Here is a 23,768-nt window from a genome sequence, read left to right on the forward strand (position 1 = left end):
CTGCCACTCACTGCCCGGCCCTCCACCTGGCGCCCGCCCGCGGTCCCGGTGCCCGTCATGCCGAGGAGCGGCTCGCCGCCGTCCACCCCCTGCCCGTCCTCGCGACCCGTGTCAACTCGACGCAGGTCGGCTGGGACATGACGTTGCGGAGCTCGTCGCCCTTGCTACGGTCGAGCCGAACCGGCCGGAGCGGACTCGGCCCGATCGGCCTCCGCGACCGGTGCGTACGCGACGACGTGGTCGGTGCCGGCGCGGCCTTGTGCGGGGTGTGGACGCGGTCGTCGGCGTGAACGGGTGTGCCGTCCCAGGCGGTCCAGGTGGCGGCCAGGGCCAGTACGTGGTCGACCATGGCGGTGATGGCCCCGGCGGGTGTCTCGCGTGCGGTGTCTGCGCTCATACGGGAACGCTAGGCCCCACTCGTTTCGGTGCCCGCCGAAGTGTCCCGGACCTACTTGCCGCGTTCCGAAGCGCTGCGCTCCACGCAGAACTCGTTGCCCTCCGGGTCGGCGAGCACCGCCCAGCCCGTGCCGTCCTCGCGTCGCCGGTCGTTCACGAGCGTCGCGCCGAGGCCGAGAAGCCGCTCGACCTCCTCGTCACGGGTACGGTCCTGCGGCTGGAGGTCCAGGTGGACCCGGTTCTTGACGGTCTTGGGGTCCGGCACGGTGACGAAGAGCAGGCCCGCACCCTCGATCAGCGCCTCGGGATCACCCGGGTTGTCGTCCTCGTGCAGCGGCTGGCCGAGGGCCTGGGACCAGAAGCTGCCGAGGGCGTAGGCGTCTGCGCAGTCGATCGTCACGTGCCGGATCAGGGAAGTCATGGCAGGAATTCTTGTGGGTGCCGGATGAAAAGGAAAACGCAATTCGGCGGGGGCGTCACGGAGGTGGCGGCCCGGTCGCGCACGACGGCCGTCCCGTCGCGCACCGGCAGGCTCAGCAGGGCGTCACCGACCACGACGAGCCTTCGGATCGTTCGTCCGGCACCCCGAACCGGAACACTCGCGCCGCGCCGGCCCGCCCGCGGACGGTCAGCTCGAGGCCGCCCCGCACCTCCACGCAGACCAGGTCCGTGAGGGGCAGGGGGTCCGGCTCGCCGGTCAGCCGGGCCAGGGCGACGAACAGGGTGGGCCCCTCGCCGGTCACGCCGGACAGGACGGACTCGCCGGACAGGTTGTGGACGGGCACCAGTTCGGCCCTCTGATCCTCCCCGGGCGCCCAGCCGGTGATGTGCACCGGCGCCCCGGGCTCCACGCCCGCCACCAGATGGGCCCGCACCTCCACCGCCGCCTCGGCCACCACCAGGCTGGTGACCTCGGCCCCGGAGGCCTTGGAGCACCGGGAGGCCGCCCAGTCGTCACCCACCCCCAGCGGGACGATGTCCGTGCGGGCGGAGTCGCCCGCGACGGTCACCACGTTGTCGGGGGGTGAGGCCAGGGGCCGTGTGACCGTCGAGTAGGCGAACCGCGTGTAGAACGGGTCGTAGCGGGCGTCCTCGCTTCCGTGGTTGTGCAGCCGCACCAGCCGGTCCGGACTCGTCGACTGGAGCAGCCAGTTGGGGCCGGCGATCGCCGTCACGGCGTCCGCGCGCTCGGCCGGTCCCGGTTCCTCGGCCGCCGTCCACACCTCGTGGTCCGCGGGCAGCAGCAGTCCCAGGAAGCCCTTGCTCGCCCAGTACGGGGACGCCGGGCCCGAATAGCCCTGCACAAACGCCTCGTCGGGGCCGTGCCAGCCGAGGGTGAGCAGACCCCGCTCGTCGACGGCCCCCCGGTCGAGGAAGTACTTGAGCGCGCCGGAGGCGAGCCGCCGGGTCTCCCCGGGCGCCAGCGGCGTACGGCCGGTGAGCGCGCCCAGCCACAGCGGGGCCGTCGTCGCGAAGCGGTACGTCAGGGAGCGGCCCTGGAGCATCGGGGCGCCGTCGCCGCCGAACAGACGGGCGTAGTCGCCGAGATGGCGTTCCAGCCGGCCGCCGTAGAGGCCGAGCAGCTCCGCGTCGTCCGCCAGCCAGGCGTGCAGCACCGGGTAGAGGTGCATGGCCCAGCCGTTGTAGTAGTCGAAGGCGCGGCGGGGGCCGTCCGTGTACCAGCCGTCGCCGACGTACCACTCCTCGACGCGTTCCAGGCCCCGCTCGATCGCCTTGCGCGCGGCGGCGGCCTCGTACCCGGCCTCCTGGAGGAAGCCGCCGACGGTGACCGGGAACAACTCCCAGTTGCAGGGCCAGGGTTCGGCCGTGAGCGCGTCGGCCAGCCAGGCCGCGGCCCGCTCCCGCACGGGCTCGTCCAGCCGGTCCCACAGCAGTGGCCGGGTCAGCCGCAGGGCGAGGGCGATCGAGGCGGCCTCGACCAAGGGCTGGCCGCGGTCCTCGATGCGCGGCCAGACCCCGGCGGGCCCGGCTTCGAGACCCTCGGCGTAGCGCCCGAGGACGGTCTCTTCCCGGCGGAAGGCGGCCAGCAGAAGTGTCCGGGCGTAGCCCTCCAGGCCGTCGGAGAGCCGGCCCGACCAGCTCTCGTGGTCACCGGGGAGGTGGTAGAGGGCGCGGTCCTCGGTGGCGTACGGCTCCACCGCGGCCAGCAGGGCGTCGGCGGCGGACTCCCGGTGGGCGCGGGTGAAGCCGGTGCGCGGGCTGAGGGTGCGGTCGGGCGGGGGCAGGCGCATCAGCGGTGAGCTCCTTCCAGCGGGGCCGGACCTGGGGCGCCCCGGTTCCGGTCGGAACGCCCCAGGGCTTCATCCCACCCGCACCCTGCCCTCCGGCACCAGATGCCGGGCGAGGAATCCGTCGCGCACCAGGCCCGCGCAGACCGTGGCGCCGTGCATCAGGGCGTGCCGTCCGGCTGAACCAGCGACGCGCGATCACACATGCAGACACCGTTCGACGGCCGTTTTCCGTTATGGGCGTCTGTCCCGCCCGTCTCCCAGTCGTAGGCGGCGACCACCCGCAGACCGCCGCGACCACCCGCAGACCGCCGCGACCACCCGCAAAGCCGTCGCGACCACGCTCGAGCGCGGCACGACCGGGCGGTCCGGAACGGAAACGGCTTACGCCGCACACGAGCAGGCGCGACGCGCAAGCGGGTCGCGCCCCGGCAGTAAGCGGCCCCATGGACATCCGGCGCCACCCGGCACCACCGGACCGCCGTTGACCAGGGCCGTGTCTCAGTAAGAGACCGCTGTCGTGCCGATCATGGTGAGCATCGGTTCGAGGCGCCGTCTCGGTCGTCCGTCCCCGCACGTCCCGCCTCTCGCCTTCCGGTCGGGACTTCCGGCAGAGGCTGCCCGGTCGGGGTAGGTGTTTGCCTACCTCGGAAGTAGGTTTCGGCCCATGGCGCCTGCCAGCCCCCTCGAAGCAGCATGATCTCCGGGCCACGGCGCGTGGCCCGCAAGACGGGACGAGGGGCGGATATGTGGCCGTTTCCGGTGGACGGGGCGCCCTGGCCGGGGGGCGTGCTCGTGGCGTTGACCGCGGTCTGCGCCGTGCTGGCCTTCAGGGCGGAGCAGGCGCGAGACCGGCCGGAGCGTACCGCGCGACCGGCTGGGCGGATCGGCTGGCCGGTCGTGGCGGGACTGGTGGGTACGGCCGCGTACGGCAGTGTGCCGGCGCTGCTGCTCGCCCTGCACAACGCCGCCGGAACGGGCGGCTACGTCGTCACCGTGCCGGATCTGCAACCCGACGGGCTGCTCGCGTCGGCGCTGCTGATGGCCGGCCTGCTGGCCACCACGCTGCTTCCCTCGGCGCGCGCGCCCAGGCGGTGGGTACTGCCCGTGGTCGCAGCGGTGACCGGCGAACTGCTGGAATGGACGTATTGGCTCACGCATTCGCTCACGCATTCCTCTGCCTTCTATGGCCTGACGCCCCTGAATGTCCTGGTGGGCTGCGTGAGCGTCCCGGTGCTCGCCGCCTTCGCCGGTGTGGCTCTGCTCCGGCCGGCGAACGGCAGGCCCGCGCGTCTGGCCGGAGCCGACGCGTCTGGGTCCGCGCGCTGGGCCCTGCTGCTGCCCGCCGTCGTGGTGATGACCGGCGACCTGCTCGGCCTCGAACTGTGGCAGTCCGCGCCGCCGGGCACCGGGATCGGACCGGCAGTGATGGCCTACCTGGTGGGGCTGGCGCTGCTGGCGACCGTCGTGGCCGGGCTGGTGCGGTGGCCCAGGACGGCGGCGAACCTGGCCGTCCTGGGACTGGTGGGGATCGGGGCATACGACGTCGCCCAGAGCGGGTTCGGACAACACCTGGTGGAGGTACGGAAGTTCGGCTCCCCGCGCATGCCGGCGCCGTCCCTCCCCTTTGAGATGATCGCGCACCATGCGTCGGTCCTCGGCGGCATCCAGGGAGCGGTGCTGCTGGCCCTCGGGCTCTGGCTGCTGCCGAGGACCGTGCCGGCGGATGCCGGCCGGCTGCTCGGTCGGGGGCCGGACCCGGCGCTGGCCCGGCGGGTGCGGGAGCTGACCGAGACACGGGCCGACGCGGTCAGTTCCGCGGCCGCGGAACTGCGCAGGATCGAGCGGGACCTGCACGACGGCGCACAGGGACGGCTGGTCACCATCGGGATGAACCTCAGGGTCGCCGAGGAGATGATCCACAGCGATCCGCACGAGGCCGCCGCACTCGTCGTGGAGGCCCGCGTCGCCTCGGCGGCGGCACTGGAGGAACTGCGCGGCCTGATCAGAGGGATGCACCCGCCGATGCTGGCCGACCGGGGCCTGGGGGAGGCGGTCCGGGCGCTCGCACTGGACCTGCCCCTGCCCTGTGAGACCGAGATCGATCTGCCCGAGCAGCTCGCCGCCCCGCTGGAGTCGGCCTGCTACTTCGCCGTCGCCGAGGTGGTCACCAACGCCGTCCGGCACGCCTCGGCGCACGGTCTTCGGATTCGCATGGCCCGGACGGACGGGATGCTGCGCATCGAGGTGGTCGACGACGGGGTGGGCGGCGCGGATCCCGCCGGGGGCACCGGGCTGGCCGGGGTGGAGCGACGGCTGGCGGCCTTCGACGGCATCCTGGCGGTCAGCAGCCCGCCCGGGGGGCCGACGATCGTGGTCATGGAGGTGCCGTGCGCGTAGTCGTCGCGGAAGATCTCTTCCTGCTCCGGGAGGGGCTGGTCAGGCTCCTCAAGGCGCGCGGTTTCGAGATCGTGGCTGCCACCGACAGCGCGCCGGGTCTGCTCGACGCGCTGCTGGAGCACCGGCCGGACCTCGCGATCGTGGACATCAGGCTGCCGCCCACCCACACCGACGACGGGCTGCGTGCGGCGCTTTCCGCCCGGGAACGGATGCCCGGACTGCCGATCCTGCTCCTGTCGCAGTACGTCGAGCAGATCTACGCCCAGGAACTGCTCGCCGACCAGCGCGGAGGGGTCGGCTACCTGCTCAAAGACCGGGTGTTCAGCGACGACCAGTTCGTCGACGTGATCCGTACGGTCGCCGCGGGCGGCACGGTCATGGACCCCGAAGTGGTCACCAAGCTGCTCGGCCGCCGCAGCCGCGGCGAACGCGAACCCCTCTCCACACTCACCGAGCGGGAACGCCAGGTGCTTGAGCTCATGGCCGAGGGACGCTCCAACAGCGCCATCGCGAACCGGCTCTTCATCAGCGAGAAGGCCGTGTCCAAGCACAGCACCAGCATCTTCACCAAGCTGGAGCTCGCCCCCTCCGACGACGACAACCGCCGGGTGCTGGCCGTGCTCGCCCACCTCATGTCCGTGCAGCGTGAAGGCCGCACTTCGTCAAGCCACTGAGCTGATCAAGAGCGAACCACTGCCGGGCTGGGCCGGCGGCCCGAACACCGGGCGCAGCCCAGTGCTGTCCACAAACCCAGGGAGGGTCCGTGACGACCACACCGTTCATGAACCGAGAAGGAACGACCCGCCGTCGCATGCTCGCAGCCGCGCTGGCAGTTGGGGTCGCCGTGCCGACGGGCGCCGCACACCAGGCGTGGGGGGCTTCGACCGCCCCGGGCCCGGTGCAGCTCACTCTGCCGGCGCCCACCGGACCCTGCCCGGTGGGCACGGTGCCCCTGCACCTCGTCGACGCTTCCCGTCCGGATCCGGTGGCCGGCCCCGGGCATCACCGCGAGTTGACGGCCGCCGTCTGGTACCCCGCCCGGGGCGTCGAACGGTATCCACTGGCCCGCTGGACGTCTCCGGCCGTGACACGAGCGCTCCTCGCGTCGGCGGGATTTCCTGCCGATGTCGCGGTGGCGCCACTCACGGCCGGCCACCAGGGCGCGCCGGTTCGGCGGACCGGTGGACGACTGCCCGTCGTCGTTTTCTCGCACGGCGCGCACGATCAACGTGCGGACACCACCATCGTGGTGCAGGAGCTCGCCAGCCACGGGTACGTGGTGGTCACGGTGGATCACACGTACGACGCCTTCAGCGAGTTCCCCGACGGCCGGCTCACGGTCCCGCTCGACGTACCCGCCCTGACACCACGGGACTTCGCCACTGACATCCGATTCGTGCTCGACCGCGTCGAGGACCTCGCGGCCGGGCGCAACCCGGACGCCGAACACCGGCCGCTGCCGGCCGGCCTGCCCGGCGCCCTCGATCCGCAGCGCATCGGCATGTTCGGCTGGTCGAAAGGCGCGACGGCGACGGCCTTCGTGATGAGCGAGGACCGGCGCGTTCGGGCCGGTCTGAGCTTCGACGGGCCGATGCAGCCGATGGTCACCACCGACCTGGACCGGCCGTTCATGCTGATGACCGCCGAGTACCCCCGGGCCACGCAGCCGAGCGTCGCCGAGCTCTGGTCGCACCTGCGGGGATGGCGGCTCAACATCCAGGCGGAGGGCGCGGTGCACTCGTCGTACTGCGACGTCCAGTTCCTGATCCCGCAACTGGCACGAGCGGTCGGGATGAGCGACGCGGACCTCCAGGGCTGGATCGGCACACTCGGTCCCGCCCGGGCGGTGCAAATCCAGCAGGCGTACCCGCTCGCGTTCTTCGACCTGCACCTCCGGCACCACCGGCACCACCGGGAGCACCTGCTCGACGGCCCGAACGCGGCCTTCCCCGAGGTCAAGTTCATTCCATGAAGCGACGGCCCGTGGCGCTCACGCTCCGCGTCGCGAACCGCCGGACTCGCCGCCCTGACCAGCTGACCGGTCGGGTCTCCCCGGCCCCGTCACGGGCCCCACCCGCTGGACACCTGACGGGGCAGGACCCGCCAGACCCGCACAGATGCCGACGCGACGGCCGGCACCGATCCACCGATCCACCGATCCCGGACAGCAGGTCCGCTTGCCCGTTACTGCGACACGCTCCTAGCGTCGTGGCATGACCAGCCACACCTCTCCCAGCCTCGCCGAAGCCCTCGCCGCCGGGACGGTCGTGCTCGACGGCGGCATGTCCAACCAGCTGGAGTCCGCCGGGCACGACCTGAGCGACGAGCTGTGGTCGGCGCGGCTGCTCGCCGAGCGGCCCGAGGCGGTCACCGAGGCGCACCTCGCCTACTTCACCGCGGGCGCCGACGTGGCGATCACCGCCGGCTACCAGGCCACCTTCGAGGGCTTCGCCAAACGCGGCATCGACCGCGCGGGGGCGGCCCGGCTGCTCGCGCTGAGCGTGGAGCTGGCCCGGGAGGCGGTACGGCAGGCCCGTGACGAGGGGATCGTGCGCCCGCTGTGGGTGGCGGCCTCGGTCGGCCCGTACGGGGCGATGCTCGCCGACGGCTCGGAGTACCGCGGCCGGTACGGACTGAGCGTCGACGAACTGGAGCGCTTCCACCGCCCCCGGCTGGAGGTGCTGGCGGCGGCCGCTCCCGACGTCCTGGCGCTGGAGACGGTGCCGGACGCCGACGAGGCGGCGGCGCTGCTGCGGGCGGTGCGCGGCCTCGGCGTCCCGGCCTGGCTGTCGTACAGCGTCGCCGGCGACCGCACCCGCGCCGGCCAGCCCCTGGACGAGGCGTTCGCGCCGGCCGCCGAGGTGGACGAGGTGATCGCGGTCGGCGTCAACTGCTGCGCCCCCGAGGACGTGGAGCACGCGGTGGAGACGGCCGCCCGGGTGACGGGCAAGCCGGTCGTCGTCTATCCCAACAGCGGCGAGGCCTGGGACGCCGAGGCACGCGCCTGGGCCGGCGGCTCCCGCTTCACGGCCGGCCAGGTCGGGGCGTGGCGCGACGCGGGCGCCCGTCTGATCGGCGGCTGCTGCCGGGTGGGCCCGGGGGCGGTCACCTCGATCGCACGGACGCTGGCCGCGATCAGGCCCGGCGCCCCGGCCTGAGCCGGGGCGTGCCCTCCGCCGGCGCCCTCAGTGCCGGCGTGTCACCACCGAGCGGCGCAACCGGCGTACGGCGGAGGCGAGTTCCGCGCCGCGCACCGTCGCGGGCACACCGTCGACCGGGTCCGGCTCCGGGGCGACGGCCTCGGCCGCCGACCACAGGGCGAGTTCGGCGTCTCGTGGACCGTGGGCAATGTGCGGTGGGCCGTCGCCCAGGATCTGTACCGGACGGGACTCGTCCCACGCCTGCCAGCCTGGGTCCCCACTGGCGACGAAGCGCACCCAGGCCGCGTGCATGGTGTCGCACAGCTCCTGCGGGGCGCCTTCGCCGGCGAGCTTCGCGGAGTCCGGGACGTCGCCGGTGTCGAAGACGAACCCGAGTTCCAGGGCGTGACAGGAGCGCAGGCCCGGGAGGTTGGAGGGCCAGGCGAACTCGTAGACGTGCGAGGTTCCGGGGCGGGAGTCGGCCAGGCGGTGCAGCGGGAGGCGCAGCAGGTGGTCGGTGACCATCTGGCCGACGATCTCGGAGGTGCCGGAGTCGGGGTGCAGGGCGCGGTAGCCGTGCGGCACCTCGTGGCCGCAGTGGCAGCGGGCCATGGCCCCGGCGACAGCGACCGGGCCGAGCCGGTCGACGTGTTCCACGAGGCCGCCCGGCACCAGCCAGAGGCGGTACTCGTCCCGGGTCCAGCCCATGAGCAGGTCGACACCCCGGGCGGCCGCTCCCTCGACCAGGGCCTCCAGCGGGTCGCGCGGGACGAGGTCGCCGTCGACGACGATCCCGAACGCGGGACCGCCCAGGACGGGGCTGCTGCGCCGCCCCACCTCGGCCTGGGTGCGCAGCAGCAGGTCACGGTCGACGGCGGCGAAGGCCTCGGCGGTGGCGGGGATCTTGAGGCGGGTCGCCATGCGGCGCACCATCCGCCGGACCCTGTCGCGCTCCGAGGCCTCCGGCGCCCCGCTCTGCAGCACGGCACGGCGGATCAGGCCCTGGGCGGGCGGTGCGGCGATCAGGGCGCCGGTGCTGATCGCGCCGGCCGACTGGCCGGCCACGGTGATCCGGTCGGGGTCGCCGCCGAAGGCCGCTATCGACTCGTGCACCCATTCGAGCGCGGCCAGCTGGTCACGGAGCCCGGGATTGGGGGGTGCGTCCGGGAACAGGCCGTAGCCCTCGACGCCGAGCCGGTAGTTGACCGAGACGAGGACCACGCCGTCGCGGGCGAAGCCGTACCCGTCGTACACGGGTACCGCCGAGGAGCCCCTGGTCAGGGCGCCGCCGTGCAGCCACAGCAGAACGGGAAGCCGGGCGGAGGGGCCCGGCTCGGGAGTCCAGACGTTCAGGTTGAGGCAGTCGTCGCCGGGCACGACGGGGTCGGACAGGTAGTGGGCGAACGCCCCGGAGTACGGCGGTTTCGGCGCGGTCGGCCCGAACGCGCCCGCGTCACGCACGCCGTCCCACGGCTCGGGCGGCTCGGGCGGGCGGAACCGGCGGGGCCCGAAGGGCGGGGCCGCGTACGGGATGCCGCGGAACACCGCGACACCGCGCTCGTGGCGGCCGCGCACCGCTCCGTACGGCGTTCTGACCACGGGGCCCGTCTGGTCTGCCGTCATCCGCCCACCAGCTCCTCCCGCGCTCGCGCTCACGCACCGGTACATCCAGAGCATCACATCGGCTCCGGGTATTCCGGCGCACGGCCCGGCCGGGAGGCCGTTCGGGTGACGGCCCGCGCGGCACCACGCCGACCCGCCCCCGTGTTCGAAGTTTCGAAAGTCCTACCGCCCGCGAGCCCGTGAATCCCCATGGCTTCCCGCCGAGTTGAGGCACGCCTATCGTAGGAAGCGCTTTCTGCCATGGTCCCCGGACCGGCCGCGGATGCAGTCTTTGGTCGCAACTTTCGAGGGCCCTCGCGCGGGCCGGAGAGGCGGGGTCCGGCGATGGTCCGTGCGGGGAGCACGAGCGTGGCGCCCGGTCCGACACTGGCGGTGGTGGCCCGCGAGGCCGGGGTGTCGGTGCCGACGGCGTCGAAGGTGGTCAACGGCCGGGAGGACGTGGCACCGGAGACACGCCGCCGGGTCACCGAGGCGCTGGACCGGCTGGGCTACGTGCGCAGACCCCGATTCGACGCGGCCAGGGCGCCGGGTCTGGTCGACGTCGTCGTGCACTCGCTGGACAGCTCCCGGTCGGGCGCGGTGCTGCACGGGGTGGAGGAGGCGGCGCACGAGGCGGGTCTGGAGGTGCTGGTCTCGGCCGGGCGACCCGGGACCGGGGCGGGCCGACCGGAGCGGGGCTGGCCGGACAAGCTGGCGGCGCGCGGCTCGTCGGGGGTCCTGTTCAGCCTGGCCGGGCTCTCCCCGGCACAGCACGCCTGGCTCGGCCACCGCCGCATCCCGTACGTGCTGATCGACCCGGCGCACGAGCCGCCGCCGGGTGCGGTGTCGGTCGGCACGGCGAACTGGCAGGGCGGGGTGACCGCGACCGAGCATCTGCTGGGACTGGGCCACGAGCGCGTGGCCGTGATCGCCGGGCAGCGCCGCAGGATGTGCGGCAGCGCCCGGGTGGCCGGCTACCGGTCGGCGCTCGCCTCGGCCGGGGTGCGGCAGCGGCCCGAGTACGTGCGGCACGCGGGCTTCGACGAGACCACCGCGCGGCTGCGGATGCTGGAGCTGCTGGACCTGCCCGAGCCGCCGACGGCCGTGTTCGTCTGCTCGGACCGGATGGCCCTCGGGGTGTACGCGGCGCTGGCCGAGCGCGGGCTGCGGGTGCCCGACGACATGAGTGTGGTCGGCTTCGACGACCTGCCCGAGGCCCGCTGGGTCGCTCCGGCGCTGACCACGGTCCGCCAGCCGCTGTCGGAGATGGCGGCGACGGCCCTGCGCCTGCTGGTGCGGATGATGCAGGGCGAGCGCCCGGAGGGGACGCGTACGGAGCTGTCGACCCGGCTGGTCCGGCGGGCGAGTACGGCCGCGCCGCCCGCCGTCGGCGAGGACTGAGGGCGGCGGCCGGACGCTCCCCGCACGGGCTACCCGGCCGCCGCCTCGTTCCTTCTCCCGACTCCTCGTCCCGCCGTTCAGTCCTCGCCGTCCCGGTCGGCCGCTCCGACGAGTGCCTCCATCAGGTCGACGGCGCTCCCGTCGTGGTCACTGCCGGCGGTGCCGCTGCCCGTCTGGACGTTGGCGGTGCGGTCGACTTCGAGGATCGAGTCGGCCTGCCGGTTGTCGATGACGGTGACGAGACCTCCGTCCGCGGCCGCAGGCGCGGCGGCGGCACCGAGGAGCGCCGCCGCCACGACCGTGGCCGTCCGCAGCCGGGATCCGGCACGCGTCACGCGCCCACGCCCTCGGGCTCGGGCTCGGGCTCGTCGAGCCGGTCACGGGCGATGTTCCGCTCCAGCAGGCTCGTGGACGCCTTCACGCCGACGCCGCTCGCCGCGTCCACCTGGGGCAGCCGCCCGTCCGCCGCCTTCAGCTCGCTCAGCGCCGAGTCCATCGCCTCGTGCGCGGCGAACAGGCAGGGGGTGCTGTAGATCGCGACGTCGACGCCGAGCGCGTCCAGCTCGCTCAGCGACAGCCGGGGCGACTTGCCGCCGGCGATCTGGTTGAACAGCAGCGGCTTGTCGCCGACGACCTTGCGGATCCGCTCGATCCAGTCGACGCTGCGCACACCGTCGACCAGGACCACGTCGGCGTCCGTGGCCGCGAGCCGCTCGGCGCGGTACAGGATGTCGTGCTCGTCCGTGGCGTCCGTACGGGCCACGACCACCAGGTCCTGACGGGTCGCCAGTACCTTCTCCAGCTTCTCCAGGTACTCGTCCAGCGGCAGCACCTGCTTGCCGTCGGCGTGCCCGCAGCGGCGCGGCCGCTTCTGGTCCTCCAGGATCACGCCGGAGGCACCGATCCGCTCCAGCCCCTCCACGACGTGGCAGGCGACCTCGGGGTCGACGTACCCGTCGTCGATGTCCACCAGCAGATGGTGGCGAGGGAACGCGCCGCGCAACCGCTGGACGAACGCCACCATGTCCGGCCAGGCGATGAAGCCGATGTCCGGCAGCCCGTAGTACGAGGCCGCGAAACCGAAGCCGGAGACGAACATCCCGTCGTAGTGCTTGGCCGCGATGGAGGCCGAGTACATGTCGTACACGCCGATCAGCGGGGTCGTCCCCGGTCCGGCGATCTGCTCGCGCAGCTTCTTTCCGTAAGTCACCGTCTGGCTCCTCCTGTGGATGGCCCTTTGCCAGGACAAAAGGATCCCTAGATGTCCGCGTGACTCTCCCCCTACGCGGCCTTTACTCACCCCGATGGCGCATCCGGTTCACCGGAGAAACGTCACTGATCCCCGTCGAGCCCCGCCGCCCAGGCGATTCCACCGCGCAGATGGGCGAGGAACTCCGGGTCGGCGTAGGCCTGCGAGGCGTGCCCCAGGGCCGTGTAGAACACCCGGCCCGCCCCCTGCCGGCGACACCAGGCGAGCGGATGGTCCTCCCCCATGCCACCCCCGTCGTACGACGCCTCGTCCGCACGTACGAGCACACGCACCGCGCCTCGCGGGTTGGTCCGGAAGTCGTACCACTCGTCGGTGAAGTCCCAGACGGCGGGCAGGTCCCGGGTGGCGGGATGACCCCCGTCCTCGACGACGGCCCTGCCCGGCTGGAGAGCGGGGTGCCGGGCGAATCGGGCGCCGAGCAGTTCGCCGTAGTACGGCCACTCGTACTCCGTACAGGCGGCCGCGTGCACGCCGACGAACCCCCCGCCCGACTCCACGTACCCGGCGAGCCGCTCCCGCCCGGCCGGGGTCAGCACCTCCCCACTGGTCGAGAGGAAGACGACGGCCGCGCACGCCTCCAGCGGGGCTTCCAGGACTGCCGGGTCCTCGGTGGTGTCCACCTCGAAGCCGTCGAACGTCCGTACGGCGGTGACGGCGGCCGGTATGGATTCGTGGCGGTAGGCGGTGGTGCGGGTGTAGACGAGCAGTCGCGGAATCACTCCCGGTTCCTCCTGGGTGGAGATTTCGATGTTCGCACTCCGGGCGTCACCCTCCGTCTCCATCATGAGCCACATGGGCACGACTCGACGGGCACGGAGGAACGCCTCGGCGATGAGGATGGTGGGCGCCCTGCTCGCCCTCCACCGCGAGGCCGCCGGATACACGCAGAGGTCACTGGGTGAGCATTTCGTCGTCGGCGAGCAGCAGATCGCGTCGATCGAGCAGGGCAGACGGCCACTGAAGCCGGACCTCGCCGAGCAGCTCGACGAACTCCTGGACACCAAGGGCGCGTTGTCGGTGGCACTCAGCAGGATGCCGGAGGTGGATCTGGTTCCGTTGTGGGCGGAGGAGTTCCTGGATCGGGAGCGTGAAGCGACCGTGATCTCGTGGTACGAGAGCCTCCTGGTGCCTGGCCTCTTGCAGACGGAGGCGTACGCGCGGGCCGTCTTCCGCAGCCGCGTGCCGGTGTACGACGTGGACGAGATCGAGCAGCTCGTCGCAGCGCGCGTCGGGCGACGGGAGATTCTGCACCGCAAGGTGCCGCCGACGGCGAGCTTCGTGATCTGGGAAGCGGCGCTACGAGACCAGTTGGGCGGGAGGGAGGTGTACCTCGAACAACTGCGGCACCTGCGGGAGTACGCCGAAATGCCCGCAACCGCAGTGCAGGTCATGCCGCTGGGGCGCACCTCGCACGCCGGGCTCGAAGGCCCGTTCATCCTGTTGGAGACCCCCGATTACCAGCGTCTCGCGTACAGCGAGAGCCAACGCGGCAGCACCTTGATCGCCGCTCCCGACGAGGTGGGGATCCTTACCCAGAAGTATGCGATGCTGCGAACGCAGGCCCTCAACACCGAGGACACCAGGGACCTGTTGGACCGTCTTCTGGGAGAGCGATGAGCGACACCGCACTTGAGTGGTTCAAGTCGAGCTACAGCAGCGGCGAGGGGGGCGCATGTCTCGAAGTCGCCCTCCAGCCCGCCATCATCCACATCCGCGATTCCAAGACCCCCACCACCCCTCACCTCACGGTCTCCCCCTCCGCTTGGACGGCCTTCCTGAAGCTGCCGAGGGCTTAACCCCCCTCCCCCACACTGTTGTCGGGCGCCCCGTCCCCGTACGAGGGAAGGTCGCCCCGCCGAACCGGCTCAGTGGGCGTCGCCGCGGGTGACGGCAGGATTGCGGCAAGTTCCTCGGCCGAGGGGCGGTGAACGGCACGGGCCGCCTCGCGCAGGACCTCGCGGGAGACCTTCTCGCCGCTGATGTGTACGACCTGCCCCTTCTTCGGGGCGACGCACTCCTCCTCCTCGGGACAGACGGCGGGCGTCACCGTGCCACGGTCGGAGTAGAGATGAAGGACGCCGCCGCTCTTGGACCAGTAGGAGACGGAGAAGCCGTCGTCCCCGTTGACGCCGACGGACTGCTGGGCGGGGGTGAAGCCGGACGCCCCGGTGACGTAGACGAGTTCCGGGGCAACTCCCAACGCACGGACGCGGGAGTTGAGTTCGGAGGCATCGGGAGTCGCGGACGAGGATCCTCCCCCGGCTCCGGCGTCGGCCTTCTCCGTGCCGCAGCCGGTGAGCAGGGCGGGGAGGAGGAGTAACAGCGGCAGGGCGCGCACGGTACGGATCATGGATCCATCTTGTCGTTTTCCGTGGGGCATGTCCCTTGAACGTGGGACACCGGCACGCCTAGCCTCGGCCGGAATGAATGCCATCCCCCCGCTTCTGGACCACCTCGTGCTGGCGACCCCCGATCTCGCGTCGACGGTCGCCGAGTTCGCCAGGCGGACCGGTGTGACACCAGCCGTCGGCGGCGCCCACCCGGACCTGGGTACCCGCAACCATCTCGTGTCGCTGGGCGGCGGCAGCTATCTGGAGATCATCGGACCGGATCCGGAGCAGTCGCTGCCGGGGGGCGCCCGCCCCTTCGGCGTCGGCGGCCTCACCGGCGCGTGCACCGTGACCTGGGCGATCAGCCCGCCGGACCTGGACGCGGCGGTCGCGGCCGCGCGTGCCCGGGGCTACGACCCCGGCTCACCGCACCCGATGAGCCGCCGCAGACCCGACGGCACCCTGCTGGAATGGCGGCTGACCGGCAGCGACACCGCGCACCCCTCCGGCCTGGTGCCGTTCCTCATCGACTGGGGCTCCTCGCTCCACCCGTCCGCCTCGGGCCTGCCCGTCACACCCCTGGTGGAGGTCACGGCCACGGCCCCCGACCCGGACGAGATCCGCGTCCTGCTGTCCGCCCTGGACACCGAACTCCGTCTCAGCGAGGGGCCAGTGGGCTTCTCCTTCACCGTGGAGACACCCAATGGGCTCGTAACCTTCGGCTAGCTCACAGAAGCAGTGCGGCACGTCGGCAGAGGGCTCGGAGCCGAGCTCAGGAAACGATACGACCAGCCCGCCCAATCTGATCGGGACTGACTTTCTCATACCTTGCGAGCTACCGTTCTGCCCGTTTTCGGGTCGGTAGCGAGGACCTTGTCGCCGACGTTGATGTACTTGGGCTTCGAGGCCGCAGAGATGCGCGCCAACCGTACGTCGATCAACCAACTCGACTGGAAAAAGGTCACTTGACGTCCAGGCCCTCACGTCCGATTCGTACAAGACCGGCGGCCTCCGGCCCGCCTACCGTGGCCGCATGACTCCACGATTCGCCGTGATCGGTGTGGTGGCCTCCGACCTGGCCGCCTCGCTCGCCTTCTACCGTCGCCTCGGGCTCGTCTTCCCCGACGGTGCCGAGGATCAGCCTCATGTCGAGGCCGAGTTGCCCGGTGGGCTGATCCTCGCTCTGGACAACGAGAAGACCATTCGTTCCTTCCACGCCGGGTGGCGCCCGCCGGCCGGTGGCGGGCGGGTGGGGCTCGCCTTCCGGTGCGGGTCGCCCGCCGAGGTGGACGCCGTGTACGAGGACCTGGTGGGGGCGGGGTACCACGGGGAGCTCAAGCCGTGGGACGCCTTCTGGGGGCAGCGTTACGCGACGGTGCACGACCCCGACGGCAACGGCGTCGACCTGTTCGCGCCGCTATCGGCCGGGTCCGACCAGCTCGCCTAGCGTCATGCCCGTCAACTCCCGCACGTCACGGGACAGATGGGGCTGGTCCGCGTAGCCGGCCCGCGCCGCCGTCTCCGCGAAGGGCACCCCGGCGCGGGCCAGTGCGAGCGCCTTCCGCATCCGCAGGATCCGGGCCAGCGTCTTGGCGCCGTAGCCGAAGGCGACCAGGCAACGGCGGTGCAGCTGGCGTGAGCCCAGGCCCAGTTCGTCGGCGACAGAGGCAACGGGGCGACCGGCTTCCAGGGCCGCGACCAGCCCGGCGAGGAAGGGGGCGGGCGGGTCCGCGTCGGAGGCCCGCTCCAGCGCGATCTCCTCCAGCGCGGTCGCGGGCTCCGGCGCCGCCTCCAGCCGGGCGCGCAGGCGTCGCACCTCCGCGGCGGGCCACAGGTCGGCCAACTGCACGCGACGGTCCCGCAGTTCGTGCGCCGGAACGCCCAGGACGGCGGGCGCGGTGCCGGGACGGAAACGGACGCCCGCCCAGCGCGCGAGCGGGCCCCCGGGGACGTACGCGCGTGTGTCCGGGCCCGCGACAAGCAGTCGTCCCTCGTTCCAGAGCAGGTCCATGCAGCCGTCGGGCAGCACCGGCCGGACGGCGGGATCCTCCAGGGTGCGCCGCCACACGACGGCGCCGGTGAGCCGGGAAGCCCGCTCCTCGTACACGTACGCCAGGCTACGCCGCGCGTGTCCGGTGCTCCCGAGGGCTGATCACGCACACCCGCTTGAAGGCGCAGGAGAGCGCGAAGGCGGTGCCGTAGCCGACCTGGCGGGCTATGGCGCCGACGGTGTCGTCGGAGTCGCGGAGCCGGTCGGCGGCGGGGCGAGGCGCCGGCCGGCGAGGCAGGACATGGGCGGCTCCCCCACCGGGTCCGTGAAGCGGCGGGCCGGCGCCGCCCGCGACACACCGGCCCCGGCGGCGAGGGACGCCACGGTCCAGGGGTGTGCCGGAGCGCCCTGGAGCAGGCGCAGGGCACGGCCGACGACCGGGTCGGCCAGTGCCCGGTACCAGGCGGGGGCCTCCGCGCCCGGGCGGGAGAACCAGGCCCGGAGCGCGGCGATCACCAGCAGGTCGAGGAGGCGGTCGAGCACGACCTCCTGGACCGGTTCGTCGCGCACGACCTCCTCCATGAGGAGCGGGGTGAGCGGGCACGGCCAGACGTCGGAGGCGAGGGAGAGGAGCGGTGATGGGGGTGCCCCCGCGCGAGGACATTCGAGCGTGGGGGAGTGACCAGCAGCCGGCCGCTGATCTCGCCCCGCATGAGGTACGTGCCGATGAGCAGGACCGTGGAGCCGTCGGGACGGTCGCCCCAGGTGCGTACGCCCAGGTCCATGGAGCCCTGCGGGAAGGTCCCGTCGCGGTGGCGGCACTCGCCGCCCGGCAGGATCAGAGCCTGCGCGGCCGCGCCCGGGGCGTCCGCACAGGTGTACGGGTCCGGGCCGCGGGCCATGGCGAGGTCACCGGCCCTCAGCCGGACCCGCTCGCCGCGGGCGTCCGGCACGACCCACGCGTCGCCGCGGACCATGAGCATCACCGTGAGCGGGGCGCGGTCCTCCACCCGCACGGCCCAGGGAGGGTCGATGCACGCCCCGACCATGAAGGCGCCACGCTCGCGGGGCCCCTCCAGCAGGCCTGCAAGGTGGTCCCCCGCGTGAGCATGTTCGAGTGAGGGGGAGCGTCCATGGGGGGGCGGCGTAGACGCGCGGACATGGGAACGTGCCGTTCAGCGATGGTCGCCCGGGGCGGGCCGGAGTTGACTCGATGGCATGGCACAGAACACGCGGAAGATGACGGTGGTGGTGACGGGGTCGTCGGGCCGTACCGGTCGCCGGGTGGCGGAGGCCGCACGGGCTGCGGGGCTGACCGTGCGGGAGGCCTCACGGACGCGGGGCTTCGACTGGCGGGACCGGTCGACCTGGGCGGACACCCTGCGGGGCGCCGACGGGGCGTACCTGGTGTACCCGCCGGACGTGGGCTCGCCGGAGGCGGCCCTGGCGGTGGGGCTGCTCGCGCACGAGGCGGTCTCCCTCGGTGTACGACGGCTGGTGCTGCTGTCCTCGCGGGGCGAGGAGGCCGCACGGCCGACGGAGGAGGCGCTGCGCGAGTCGTGGGCGGACTGGACGGTCGTACGGGCCGCGTGGTTCGCACAGAACTTCAGCGAGGGCCCGCTGGTGGAGGGGCTGCGGGAGAGCGGGGAGCTGGTGTTCCCGGGCGGTGAGGTGCGCGAGCCGTTCATCGACGTGCGGGACATCGCGGACGTGGTGGTGGCGGTGCTGACCGCGGAGGACGACCGGTACGTGGGTCGGGCCCTGGCGATCACCGGGCCCCGGCTGCTGACCTTCGGGGAGGCGGTAGCGGAGATCGCGGCGGCGACGGGACGCGCGCTGACCTACCGGCCGGTGCCGGCCCGGGAGTACGGGGAGCACCTGGCCGGGTCCGGGGTGCCGGCCGAGGAGGTCGAGTTCCTGGTGGACCTGTTCGAGTCGCTGCTCGACGGACGGAACTCGTACCTCACCGACGGGGTGCGGGAGGTGCTGGGGCGGGCGCCTCGCGACTTCGCGGACTTCGCCCGGGAGGGCGCGGCGGCCGGGGTCTGGAAGCGGTAGCCGGTGGTCACGGCCGCCGCGGGCTCACTTGTCCTGCGCCGTCCCGTCGCCGGTCCCCTTGTGCCCGTTGTGCGGGTGGTGGGTGCTCTTCACATGGGTGCGCAGGCGCGCCGTCACGTCCTCGGGGGGCAGGAACCGGGACCAGCGTTCCGGGAACTCGGACGGCATGTCGGGGTCGTCGGGGTCGGCCTCGCGGGCCGCGGCGACCCGGGCGACGTACTCGGCGACCTCCGCCTCGCGCATCCGCTCGTTGGCGGCGCGGGCCGCGGCCGTGGCGGCGGCCGGCCAGACCCGGTCGATCGCCGCGTTCACCGCCGCGCCGACCAGCACCGCGAAGGCGGACACGCCGATCCACAGGAGTACGGCGACGGCGGCGGCGAGCGAGCCGTAGATCGTGGCGCCCTCGATGGTGTTCGTGAGGTAGATGCGCAGCAGGAAGCTGCCCAGGACCCACATGGCCAGGGCGACCAGCGCGCCGGGCACGTCCTCGATCCACGGGGACCGGACGGGCACGGACACGTGGTAGAGCGTCGTCAGGAAGGCGATCGACAGGATGATCACGACCGGCCAGTACAGGACCTGTACGACCGTCTCCGACCACGGCACGATCCGCACCACCGCGTCCGGACCCGCCACCATCAGCGGCAGCGCCACCGAGCCGATCAGCAGGGCCACGATGAACAGCAGGAACGCCATGATCCGGGTCCTGACGATGCCCCGGACGCCGTCGAGGCCGTACATCACGGTGATCGTGTCGATGAAGACGTTCACCGCGCGGGAGCCCGACCACAGGGCGAACAGGAAGCCGATGGAGATGACGTCGGGGCGGCCGCCCTTCATCACGTCGTGCAGGATCGGCTCGGCGATCTCCCGTACGCCCTTGTCGGACAGGACGGTGCGGGACGCCTCCAGCAGGTTGTTCTCGAGGCTGGCGATGGTGTCCGCGCCGGTCCAGTCGTCGACGTAGCCGAGCAGCCCGATGAGGCTGAGCAGCAGGGGCGGGACCGACAGCAGGGTGAAGAACGCCGCCTCGGCCGCGAGACCGAGGATGCGGTACTCCATGCACGAATTGACGGTGTCCTTCAGCAGCAGCCAGGCGGTCCTGCGCTTGGAGACGTTCCGGTAGAGGGCTCGGGCCCGGTGGAGCCGACCGGCCGGCCGCTCGGGGGGTTCGCTTGCTGGCTGCACGACCTAAAGGTATCCGCCGTACCGCACGGTACTCACCTTGCGGGGTGATCACCGGAAGGGTCCGGGGGCATCGAGCCGAGCGGACGCGTCCGGTCCGGGCTCTGTGTCAGTCTGGTGACCACCGTCGTCGGCCCCGGGCAGGTTCGCAGACATGGCACGCACCACGACTCATACCGTGACGAACCAGCCTCCGCCGCTGGTCGGATACGACGTCTTCGGCGCCGACCGCGCCCTGGTGGAGGCGGTCGAGCGGCACACCGAGGCCGGTCTGCTCGACGAGGTGCTCGACGAGCTGTCCGCGCTCGGCCGCAGCGCGGGCTCGGCGCAGGTGCAGGAGTGGGGGGTGCAGGCGAACGAGAACCCGCCGCGGCTGCGCACGTACGACCGGTACGGCAACCGGATCGACGAGGTCGAGTTCCATCCGGCCTGGCACCGGCTGCTGGGCAAGGGGGTCGGGTCGGGGCTGACCACGGCCTGGGCGCGTCCGGCGGGGCACGTGCGTCGGGCGGCCGGGTTCCTGGTGTGGACCCAGGTGGAGGCGGGCAACTGCTGTCCGCTGTCGATGACGCACGCGGCGGTCCCCGCGCTGCGGGCCGATCCGGAGCTTGCCGCCGAGTGGGAGCCACGGCTGACGTCCACGGTCTACGAGCGTGAGCTGCGGCCGGCGCGGCTGAAGGCCGGGGCCGTCTTCGGGATGGGGATGACCGAGAAGCAGGGCGGCAGCGACGTGCGGGCGAACACGACCGTGGCGCGGCCGCTCGCGGAGGACGGGACCTACGAGCTCACCGGGCACAAATGGTTCTGCTCGGCGCCGATGTCCGACGGGTTCCTGGTCCTGGCGCAGGCCGACGGCGGGCTGACCTGTTTCCTGGTGCCGCGCGTGCTGGAGGACGGCGCCCGGAACACGTTCCTCGTCCAGCGGCTCAAGGACAAGCTGGGCAACCGGTCGAACGCGTCCGGCGAGGTGGAGTTCGACGGGACCTGGGCGCGCCGGGTCGGCGAGGAGGGGCGCGGGGTGCGGACCATCATCGAGATGGTCGCCGCGACCCGGCTCGACTGCGCGCTCGGCTCGGCGGGGCTGATGCGGCAGGCCGTGGCGCAGGCGATACACCACTGCACGTACCGCGAGGCGTTCGGCGGGAAGCTGCTCGACAAGCCGCTGATGCGCAATGTCCTGGCCGACCTCGCGCTGGAGTCGGAGGCGGCGACGGCGCTCACGCTGCGGCTGGCGGCCGCCTACGACGACGGGAGCGCGCAGGAGCGGGCGTTCCTGCGGATCGCGGTGCCGACCGCCAAGTACTGGGTGACCAAGCGCTGTACGCCGGTGGTGGTGGAGGCCGCCGAGTGTCTGGGCGGCAACGGGTACGTCGAGGAGTGGGGGCTGCCCCGGCTGGTGCGCGAGTCGCCGCTCAACTCCGTCTGGGAGGGTGCCGGGAACGTCCAGGCGCTGGACGTGCTGCGGGCGCTGCAACGGGAGCCGGAGGCGTTCAACGCCTACCTCCTGGAGATCGGCGGGGCCCGTGGTGCCGACCACCGCCTCGACGCGGCGGTGAAGCACCTGCTGGCCGAGCTCGGAGACCTGGAGGGCATCGAGGGGCGCGCCCGGCGGCTGGTGGAGCGCATGGCGCTCGTACTGCAGGGCTCACTGCTGGTGCGGTACGCCCCACCGGAGGTCGCCGACGCGTTCTGCGCGTCCCGGCTGGGCGGCGACTGGGGCTCGGCGTTCGGCACACTGCCGCACACCCTGGACCTGACGTCGGTGGTCACGCGGGCCCGGCCGGTTGCCTGACCGGCGGTTCGACCGGACCGGCGGCCGAGGGGCCGGCCGGATTCCTGAGGGGCGGCCACAGCGTGGATCCGGCCGGACTCGTGACCACGGGCGTGGCCGCAACCCGCACCGAGGACCGAGCCGGACCCAAGATCGACGGCCTGGCCGGAATTCACACCGCGTACCTGGCCGGACCCACGACGAGCGGCCGGGCCGGAGCCCACACCGAAGACCGGGCCGCTCGACCGGGCGACCTCGCCCCGGGCCGGGCCGAGCAGGATCCGCGTGAGCGGAGCAGGCGGATGCCGCGCCTGGACCTGCCGCTTCCCCGCCACGAGCCCGACCAGAACCCGCACCACGGACCCGCCGTACCCCGCGTCCACCGGGGCCCGGCCGGATCCTCACCCACCGGCCCCGCCGGGAACCTCGCGCCTCGGCCCGCGCCGGATCCGTCACTCCGGCCCCGCCGAACCGCTCACGCCGCCCCGCCCGGAGGGCAGGTCGCAGGGGTGGTGCTGCGCCGACACGGCACCACCCCCGCTTCACGGCCCCCGTTCGAGGCCACGAACGCCGCCCGGGGCGGCGCTGCTCAAGTTTCAGACACCCTCCGCGCGTTCGCCAGGGTTGCAGGGGGTTGCAAGTTGTTGGCACATATACGCGGACCGTGTTCCCCGCGCGCCGCCGAGCGGCACTATGAGACGAGCAGTCGGACCGGAAACCGCCGCCCGGACGGCTTGACAACCACGTGTCCGTAAGTGTTTCCGGGAGGACCCAAGTGGCGAACCCGCCGATGAACGTGGCGCAACTCGCCGCCGTCGACGCGGCACAGGCGGCCAGGTTGCTCAGCGAGGTGCGGGAGGCGACTCTCGCGGGTGAACGTGCGCGGATCGCGCCTCGTCCGGTGATCGGGCAGTCCTGGGGGCGGATGCTGCGCAACGGGGTCGACCCGGACCGGGACTTCAGGTCCGGTCTGCTGAGCACCGAGGAAGTGCGGCACAGGCGGGAGGAGTCACCGCTGCGGCATGTGCTGCCGGTGCTGCGGGAGGGGCTGCTCTCGGTCGCCGACGTCGCGCAGCACATCATGGTGATCGCGGACGCGGAGGGCCGGGTGCTGTGGCGGGAGGGCAGTTCACCGGTGCTCCGCAGGGCGGACGGACTGGGTCTCGAACTGGGCGCGGACTGGCGGGAGGACGTCGTCGGCACCAACGGTGTGGGCACTCCGGCCGTGGTGCGCAGGCCCGTCCAGGTCTTCGCCTCCGAACACTTCGCGCGGTCGCACACGTCGTGGACCTGTGCGGGCGCCCCGATCACCGACCCCCGCGACGGCAGGCTGCTGGGCGTGGTCGACGTCAGCGGCCCCCTGGAGACGGTGCATCCGGCCACGCTCGCCTGGGTCGACTCGGTGGCCAAGCTCGCCGAGGCACGGCTGCGCGAGCTGCACCTGACCTCGTTGGAGCGGCTGCGGGCGGTGGCGGCCCCGGCGCTGGCCCGGCTCGGCGGGCGGGCGCTGGTGCTGGACCGGGACGGCTGGACGGCGGCGGTCACGGGGGTGCCCTACGTACGGCGGGTCGCGCTGCCCAAGTCCCTGTCCACGGGCCGCCGGTGGCTGCCGACGCTGGGGCTGTGCTCGGTGGAACCACTGGCCGGGGGATGGCTGGTGCGCGCGGTGGACGAGCCGCCGCCGTCCGCTTCCTCCCGCGTGGTGCTCGACCTCACCCAGCCGCGCCGCTGGTCGGTGGCGGTCTCGGGCGGGGGGGGGGGGCGGTGGCCGGGTAAGTGGACCCCGCCCCCGGGGGGGTGGAGAAGGTGGTCGGGGCGGCGGGGGCGGCGGCGCGGCGGGGGGCGGGGGGGGGGGGTGCGCGCCGTGTGCAGGGGCTGCGGGGCGCCCTCCGGCTTCGGGCGTGCAGGTTCTGTTGTACCGCCGAGCGAACAGGGGAGCCGCCTACACCGGTCGGCCGCCCGCCGGTGCTGGTGCC

22 protein-coding genes and 1 pseudogene are annotated in these 23,768 nt (G+C 72.9%); 12 read left to right on the forward strand and 11 right to left on the reverse strand.

Annotated features, from left to right (window positions below; genetic code table 11):
- Window positions 1-55 precede the first annotated feature (55 nt).
- The 3 genes from ACFW2E_RS13760 to ACFW2E_RS13770 all read right to left on the reverse strand — a co-directional run bounded on the left by ACFW2E_RS13760 (window position 56) and on the right by ACFW2E_RS13770 (window position 2,648).
- The gene (locus tag ACFW2E_RS13760; RefSeq protein WP_384465935.1) at window positions 56-397 is read right to left on the reverse strand and encodes a hypothetical protein; all 342 of its coding nucleotides are present in this window, start codon (window positions 395-397) and stop codon (window positions 56-58) included.
- A 51-nt stretch (window positions 398-448) separates the two neighbouring features.
- Window positions 449-817: a VOC family protein gene (locus ACFW2E_RS13765; RefSeq protein WP_384465937.1), complete on the reverse strand. Its 369-nt coding sequence runs from the start codon at window positions 815-817 to the stop codon at window positions 449-451.
- Window positions 818-929: 112 nt separating this feature from the next.
- On the reverse strand, window positions 930-2,648 hold the full coding sequence (locus ACFW2E_RS13770) for a DUF2264 domain-containing protein (RefSeq protein ID WP_384465939.1): 1,719 nt from the start codon (window positions 2,646-2,648) through the stop codon (window positions 930-932).
- A gap of 744 nt (window positions 2,649-3,392) precedes the next feature.
- Here ACFW2E_RS13770 and ACFW2E_RS13775 point away from each other — a divergent pair.
- The 4 genes from ACFW2E_RS13775 to mmuM all read left to right on the forward strand — a co-directional run bounded on the left by ACFW2E_RS13775 (window position 3,393) and on the right by mmuM (window position 8,203).
- Window positions 3,393-5,045, forward strand: a complete 1,653-nt coding sequence (locus tag ACFW2E_RS13775; RefSeq protein ID WP_384465941.1) for a sensor histidine kinase — start codon at window positions 3,393-3,395, stop codon at window positions 5,043-5,045.
- Window positions 5,036-5,719: a LuxR C-terminal-related transcriptional regulator gene (locus tag ACFW2E_RS13780; RefSeq protein ID WP_384465943.1), complete on the forward strand. Its 684-nt coding sequence runs from the start codon at window positions 5,036-5,038 to the stop codon at window positions 5,717-5,719. Before ACFW2E_RS13775 ends, ACFW2E_RS13780 begins: the two co-directional genes overlap by 10 nt.
- An 89-nt stretch (window positions 5,720-5,808) precedes the next feature.
- On the forward strand, window positions 5,809-7,017 hold the full coding sequence (locus ACFW2E_RS13785) for an alpha/beta hydrolase family protein (RefSeq protein WP_384465945.1): 1,209 nt from the start codon (window positions 5,809-5,811) through the stop codon (window positions 7,015-7,017).
- Between the two features lie 241 nt (window positions 7,018-7,258).
- Window positions 7,259-8,203 (forward strand): homocysteine S-methyltransferase, encoded by a 945-nt coding sequence (gene mmuM / locus ACFW2E_RS13790; RefSeq protein ID WP_384465947.1) that lies wholly within the window; start codon window positions 7,259-7,261, stop codon window positions 8,201-8,203.
- A gap of 27 nt (window positions 8,204-8,230) precedes the next feature.
- Here the strand turns inward: mmuM and ACFW2E_RS13795 are convergent, their stop codons facing one another.
- The gene (locus tag ACFW2E_RS13795; RefSeq protein ID WP_384465949.1) at window positions 8,231-9,808 is read right to left on the reverse strand and encodes a carboxylesterase/lipase family protein; all 1,578 of its coding nucleotides are present in this window, start codon (window positions 9,806-9,808) and stop codon (window positions 8,231-8,233) included.
- 324 nt (window positions 9,809-10,132) lie between these two features.
- On the opposite strand from ACFW2E_RS13795, the gene ACFW2E_RS13800 reads away from it, so the two are divergent.
- A complete protein-coding gene (locus ACFW2E_RS13800) occupies window positions 10,133-11,188 on the forward strand; it encodes a LacI family DNA-binding transcriptional regulator (protein ID WP_384465951.1) in 1,056 nt (351 codons plus the stop codon).
- Between the two features lie 77 nt (window positions 11,189-11,265).
- Here ACFW2E_RS13800 and ACFW2E_RS13805 read toward each other — a convergent pair whose 3' ends face one another.
- The 3 genes from ACFW2E_RS13805 to ACFW2E_RS13815 form a co-directional block, all read right to left on the reverse strand.
- Window positions 11,266-11,523, reverse strand: coding sequence for a hypothetical protein (locus tag ACFW2E_RS13805; RefSeq protein WP_384465953.1), 258 nt, complete (start codon window positions 11,521-11,523; stop codon window positions 11,266-11,268).
- Window positions 11,520-12,398: an oxaloacetate decarboxylase gene (locus ACFW2E_RS13810; RefSeq protein WP_384465955.1), complete on the reverse strand. Its 879-nt coding sequence runs from the start codon at window positions 12,396-12,398 to the stop codon at window positions 11,520-11,522. Before ACFW2E_RS13810 ends, ACFW2E_RS13805 begins: the two co-directional genes overlap by 4 nt.
- Before the next feature lie 122 nt (window positions 12,399-12,520).
- Window positions 12,521-13,177 carry a ThuA domain-containing protein gene (locus ACFW2E_RS13815; RefSeq protein WP_384465974.1) on the reverse strand — a complete coding sequence of 219 codons (657 nt, stop codon included), beginning with the start codon at window positions 13,175-13,177 and terminating at the stop codon, window positions 12,521-12,523.
- Window positions 13,178-13,250: 73 nt separating this feature from the next.
- On the opposite strand from ACFW2E_RS13815, the gene ACFW2E_RS13820 reads away from it, so the two are divergent.
- Both ACFW2E_RS13820 and ACFW2E_RS13825 read left to right on the forward strand, forming a co-directional pair.
- Window positions 13,251-14,075 (forward strand): Scr1 family TA system antitoxin-like transcriptional regulator, encoded by an 825-nt coding sequence (locus ACFW2E_RS13820; RefSeq protein ID WP_384465957.1) that lies wholly within the window; start codon window positions 13,251-13,253, stop codon window positions 14,073-14,075.
- Window positions 14,072-14,254 (forward strand): DUF397 domain-containing protein, encoded by a 183-nt coding sequence (locus ACFW2E_RS13825; protein WP_384465959.1) that lies wholly within the window; start codon window positions 14,072-14,074, stop codon window positions 14,252-14,254. The genes ACFW2E_RS13820 and ACFW2E_RS13825 overlap by 4 nt, the downstream gene beginning before the upstream one ends.
- Here the strand turns inward: ACFW2E_RS13825 and ACFW2E_RS13830 are convergent.
- Window positions 14,251-14,808, reverse strand: a complete 558-nt coding sequence (locus ACFW2E_RS13830; RefSeq protein WP_384465961.1) for a membrane lipoprotein — start codon at window positions 14,806-14,808, stop codon at window positions 14,251-14,253. The two genes, ACFW2E_RS13825 and ACFW2E_RS13830, sit on opposite strands and share 4 nt — an antisense overlap.
- A gap of 73 nt (window positions 14,809-14,881) precedes the next feature.
- Here ACFW2E_RS13830 and ACFW2E_RS13835 point away from each other — a divergent pair, with 73 nt between their 5' ends.
- Together ACFW2E_RS13835 and ACFW2E_RS13840 are read left to right on the forward strand one after the other, a co-directional pair.
- Window positions 14,882-15,514 (forward strand): VOC family protein, encoded by a 633-nt coding sequence (locus ACFW2E_RS13835; RefSeq protein WP_384465963.1) that lies wholly within the window; start codon window positions 14,882-14,884, stop codon window positions 15,512-15,514.
- 307 nt (window positions 15,515-15,821) lie between these two features.
- Window positions 15,822-16,235 (forward strand): VOC family protein, encoded by a 414-nt coding sequence (locus ACFW2E_RS13840; RefSeq protein WP_384465965.1) that lies wholly within the window; start codon window positions 15,822-15,824, stop codon window positions 16,233-16,235.
- Here the strand turns inward: ACFW2E_RS13840 and ACFW2E_RS13845 are convergent.
- Complete coding sequence (locus ACFW2E_RS13845) at window positions 16,206-16,895, reverse strand: helix-turn-helix domain-containing protein (protein WP_384465967.1); 690 nt, start codon at window positions 16,893-16,895, stop codon at window positions 16,206-16,208. The two genes, ACFW2E_RS13840 and ACFW2E_RS13845, sit on opposite strands and share 30 nt — an antisense overlap.
- Before the next feature lie 10 nt (window positions 16,896-16,905).
- Window positions 16,906-17,827, reverse strand: a pseudogene (locus tag ACFW2E_RS13850) (AraC family transcriptional regulator).
- Window positions 17,828-17,996: 169 nt separating this feature from the next.
- Between ACFW2E_RS13850 and ACFW2E_RS13855 the strand changes: the two are divergent.
- Window positions 17,997-18,836: an NmrA family transcriptional regulator gene (locus ACFW2E_RS13855; protein ID WP_384465969.1), complete on the forward strand. Its 840-nt coding sequence runs from the start codon at window positions 17,997-17,999 to the stop codon at window positions 18,834-18,836.
- A gap of 24 nt (window positions 18,837-18,860) precedes the next feature.
- Here the strand turns inward: ACFW2E_RS13855 and ACFW2E_RS13860 are convergent, their stop codons facing one another.
- Complete coding sequence (locus tag ACFW2E_RS13860; protein ID WP_384465970.1) at window positions 18,861-20,024, reverse strand: YihY/virulence factor BrkB family protein; 1,164 nt, start codon at window positions 20,022-20,024, stop codon at window positions 18,861-18,863.
- Window positions 20,025-20,175: 151 nt separating this feature from the next.
- On the opposite strand from ACFW2E_RS13860, the gene ACFW2E_RS13865 reads away from it, so the two are divergent.
- Both ACFW2E_RS13865 and ACFW2E_RS13870 read left to right on the forward strand, forming a co-directional pair.
- Window positions 20,176-21,813 carry an acyl-CoA dehydrogenase family protein gene (locus tag ACFW2E_RS13865; protein WP_384465972.1) on the forward strand — a complete coding sequence of 546 codons (1,638 nt, stop codon included), beginning with the start codon at window positions 20,176-20,178 and terminating at the stop codon, window positions 21,811-21,813.
- Window positions 21,814-22,582: 769 nt separating this feature from the next.
- Window positions 22,583-23,768: GAF domain-containing protein (locus ACFW2E_RS13870; protein WP_384465976.1), on the forward strand; the 1,186-nt coding region annotated here is incomplete at its 3' end.

It is taken from the genome of Streptomyces sp. NPDC058964 (genome assembly GCF_042741275.1).
GTDB lineage: Bacteria > Actinomycetota > Actinomycetes > Streptomycetales > Streptomycetaceae > Streptomyces.

Bases quoted from the DNA above. Each gene is read 5' to 3' on its own strand.
- ACFW2E_RS13760 (WP_384465935.1), bottom strand. From the start codon at position 397: ATGAGCGCAGACACCGCACGCGAGACACCCGCCGGGGCCATCACCGCC.
- ACFW2E_RS13765 (WP_384465937.1), bottom strand. From the start codon at position 817: ATGACTTCCCTGATCCGGCACGTGACGATCGACTGCGCAGACGCCTAC.
- ACFW2E_RS13770 (WP_384465939.1), bottom strand. From the start codon at position 2,648: ATGCGCCTGCCCCCGCCCGACCGCACCCTCAGCCCGCGCACCGGCTTC.
- ACFW2E_RS13775 (WP_384465941.1), top strand. From the start codon at position 3,393: ATGTGGCCGTTTCCGGTGGACGGGGCGCCCTGGCCGGGGGGCGTGCTC.
- mmuM (WP_384465947.1), top strand. From the start codon at position 7,259: ATGACCAGCCACACCTCTCCCAGCCTCGCCGAAGCCCTCGCCGCCGGG.
- ACFW2E_RS13795 (WP_384465949.1), bottom strand. From the start codon at position 9,808: ATGACGGCAGACCAGACGGGCCCCGTGGTCAGAACGCCGTACGGAGCG.
- ACFW2E_RS13800 (WP_384465951.1), top strand. From the start codon at position 10,133: ATGGTCCGTGCGGGGAGCACGAGCGTGGCGCCCGGTCCGACACTGGCG.
- ACFW2E_RS13820 (WP_384465957.1), top strand. From the start codon at position 13,251: ATGGGCACGACTCGACGGGCACGGAGGAACGCCTCGGCGATGAGGATG.
- ACFW2E_RS13825 (WP_384465959.1), top strand. From the start codon at position 14,072: ATGAGCGACACCGCACTTGAGTGGTTCAAGTCGAGCTACAGCAGCGGC.
- ACFW2E_RS13830 (WP_384465961.1), bottom strand. From the start codon at position 14,808: ATGATCCGTACCGTGCGCGCCCTGCCGCTGTTACTCCTCCTCCCCGCC.
- ACFW2E_RS13835 (WP_384465963.1), top strand. From the start codon at position 14,882: ATGAATGCCATCCCCCCGCTTCTGGACCACCTCGTGCTGGCGACCCCC.
- ACFW2E_RS13840 (WP_384465965.1), top strand. From the start codon at position 15,822: ATGACTCCACGATTCGCCGTGATCGGTGTGGTGGCCTCCGACCTGGCC.
- ACFW2E_RS13855 (WP_384465969.1), top strand. From the start codon at position 17,997: ATGGCACAGAACACGCGGAAGATGACGGTGGTGGTGACGGGGTCGTCG.
- ACFW2E_RS13865 (WP_384465972.1), top strand. From the start codon at position 20,176: ATGGCACGCACCACGACTCATACCGTGACGAACCAGCCTCCGCCGCTG.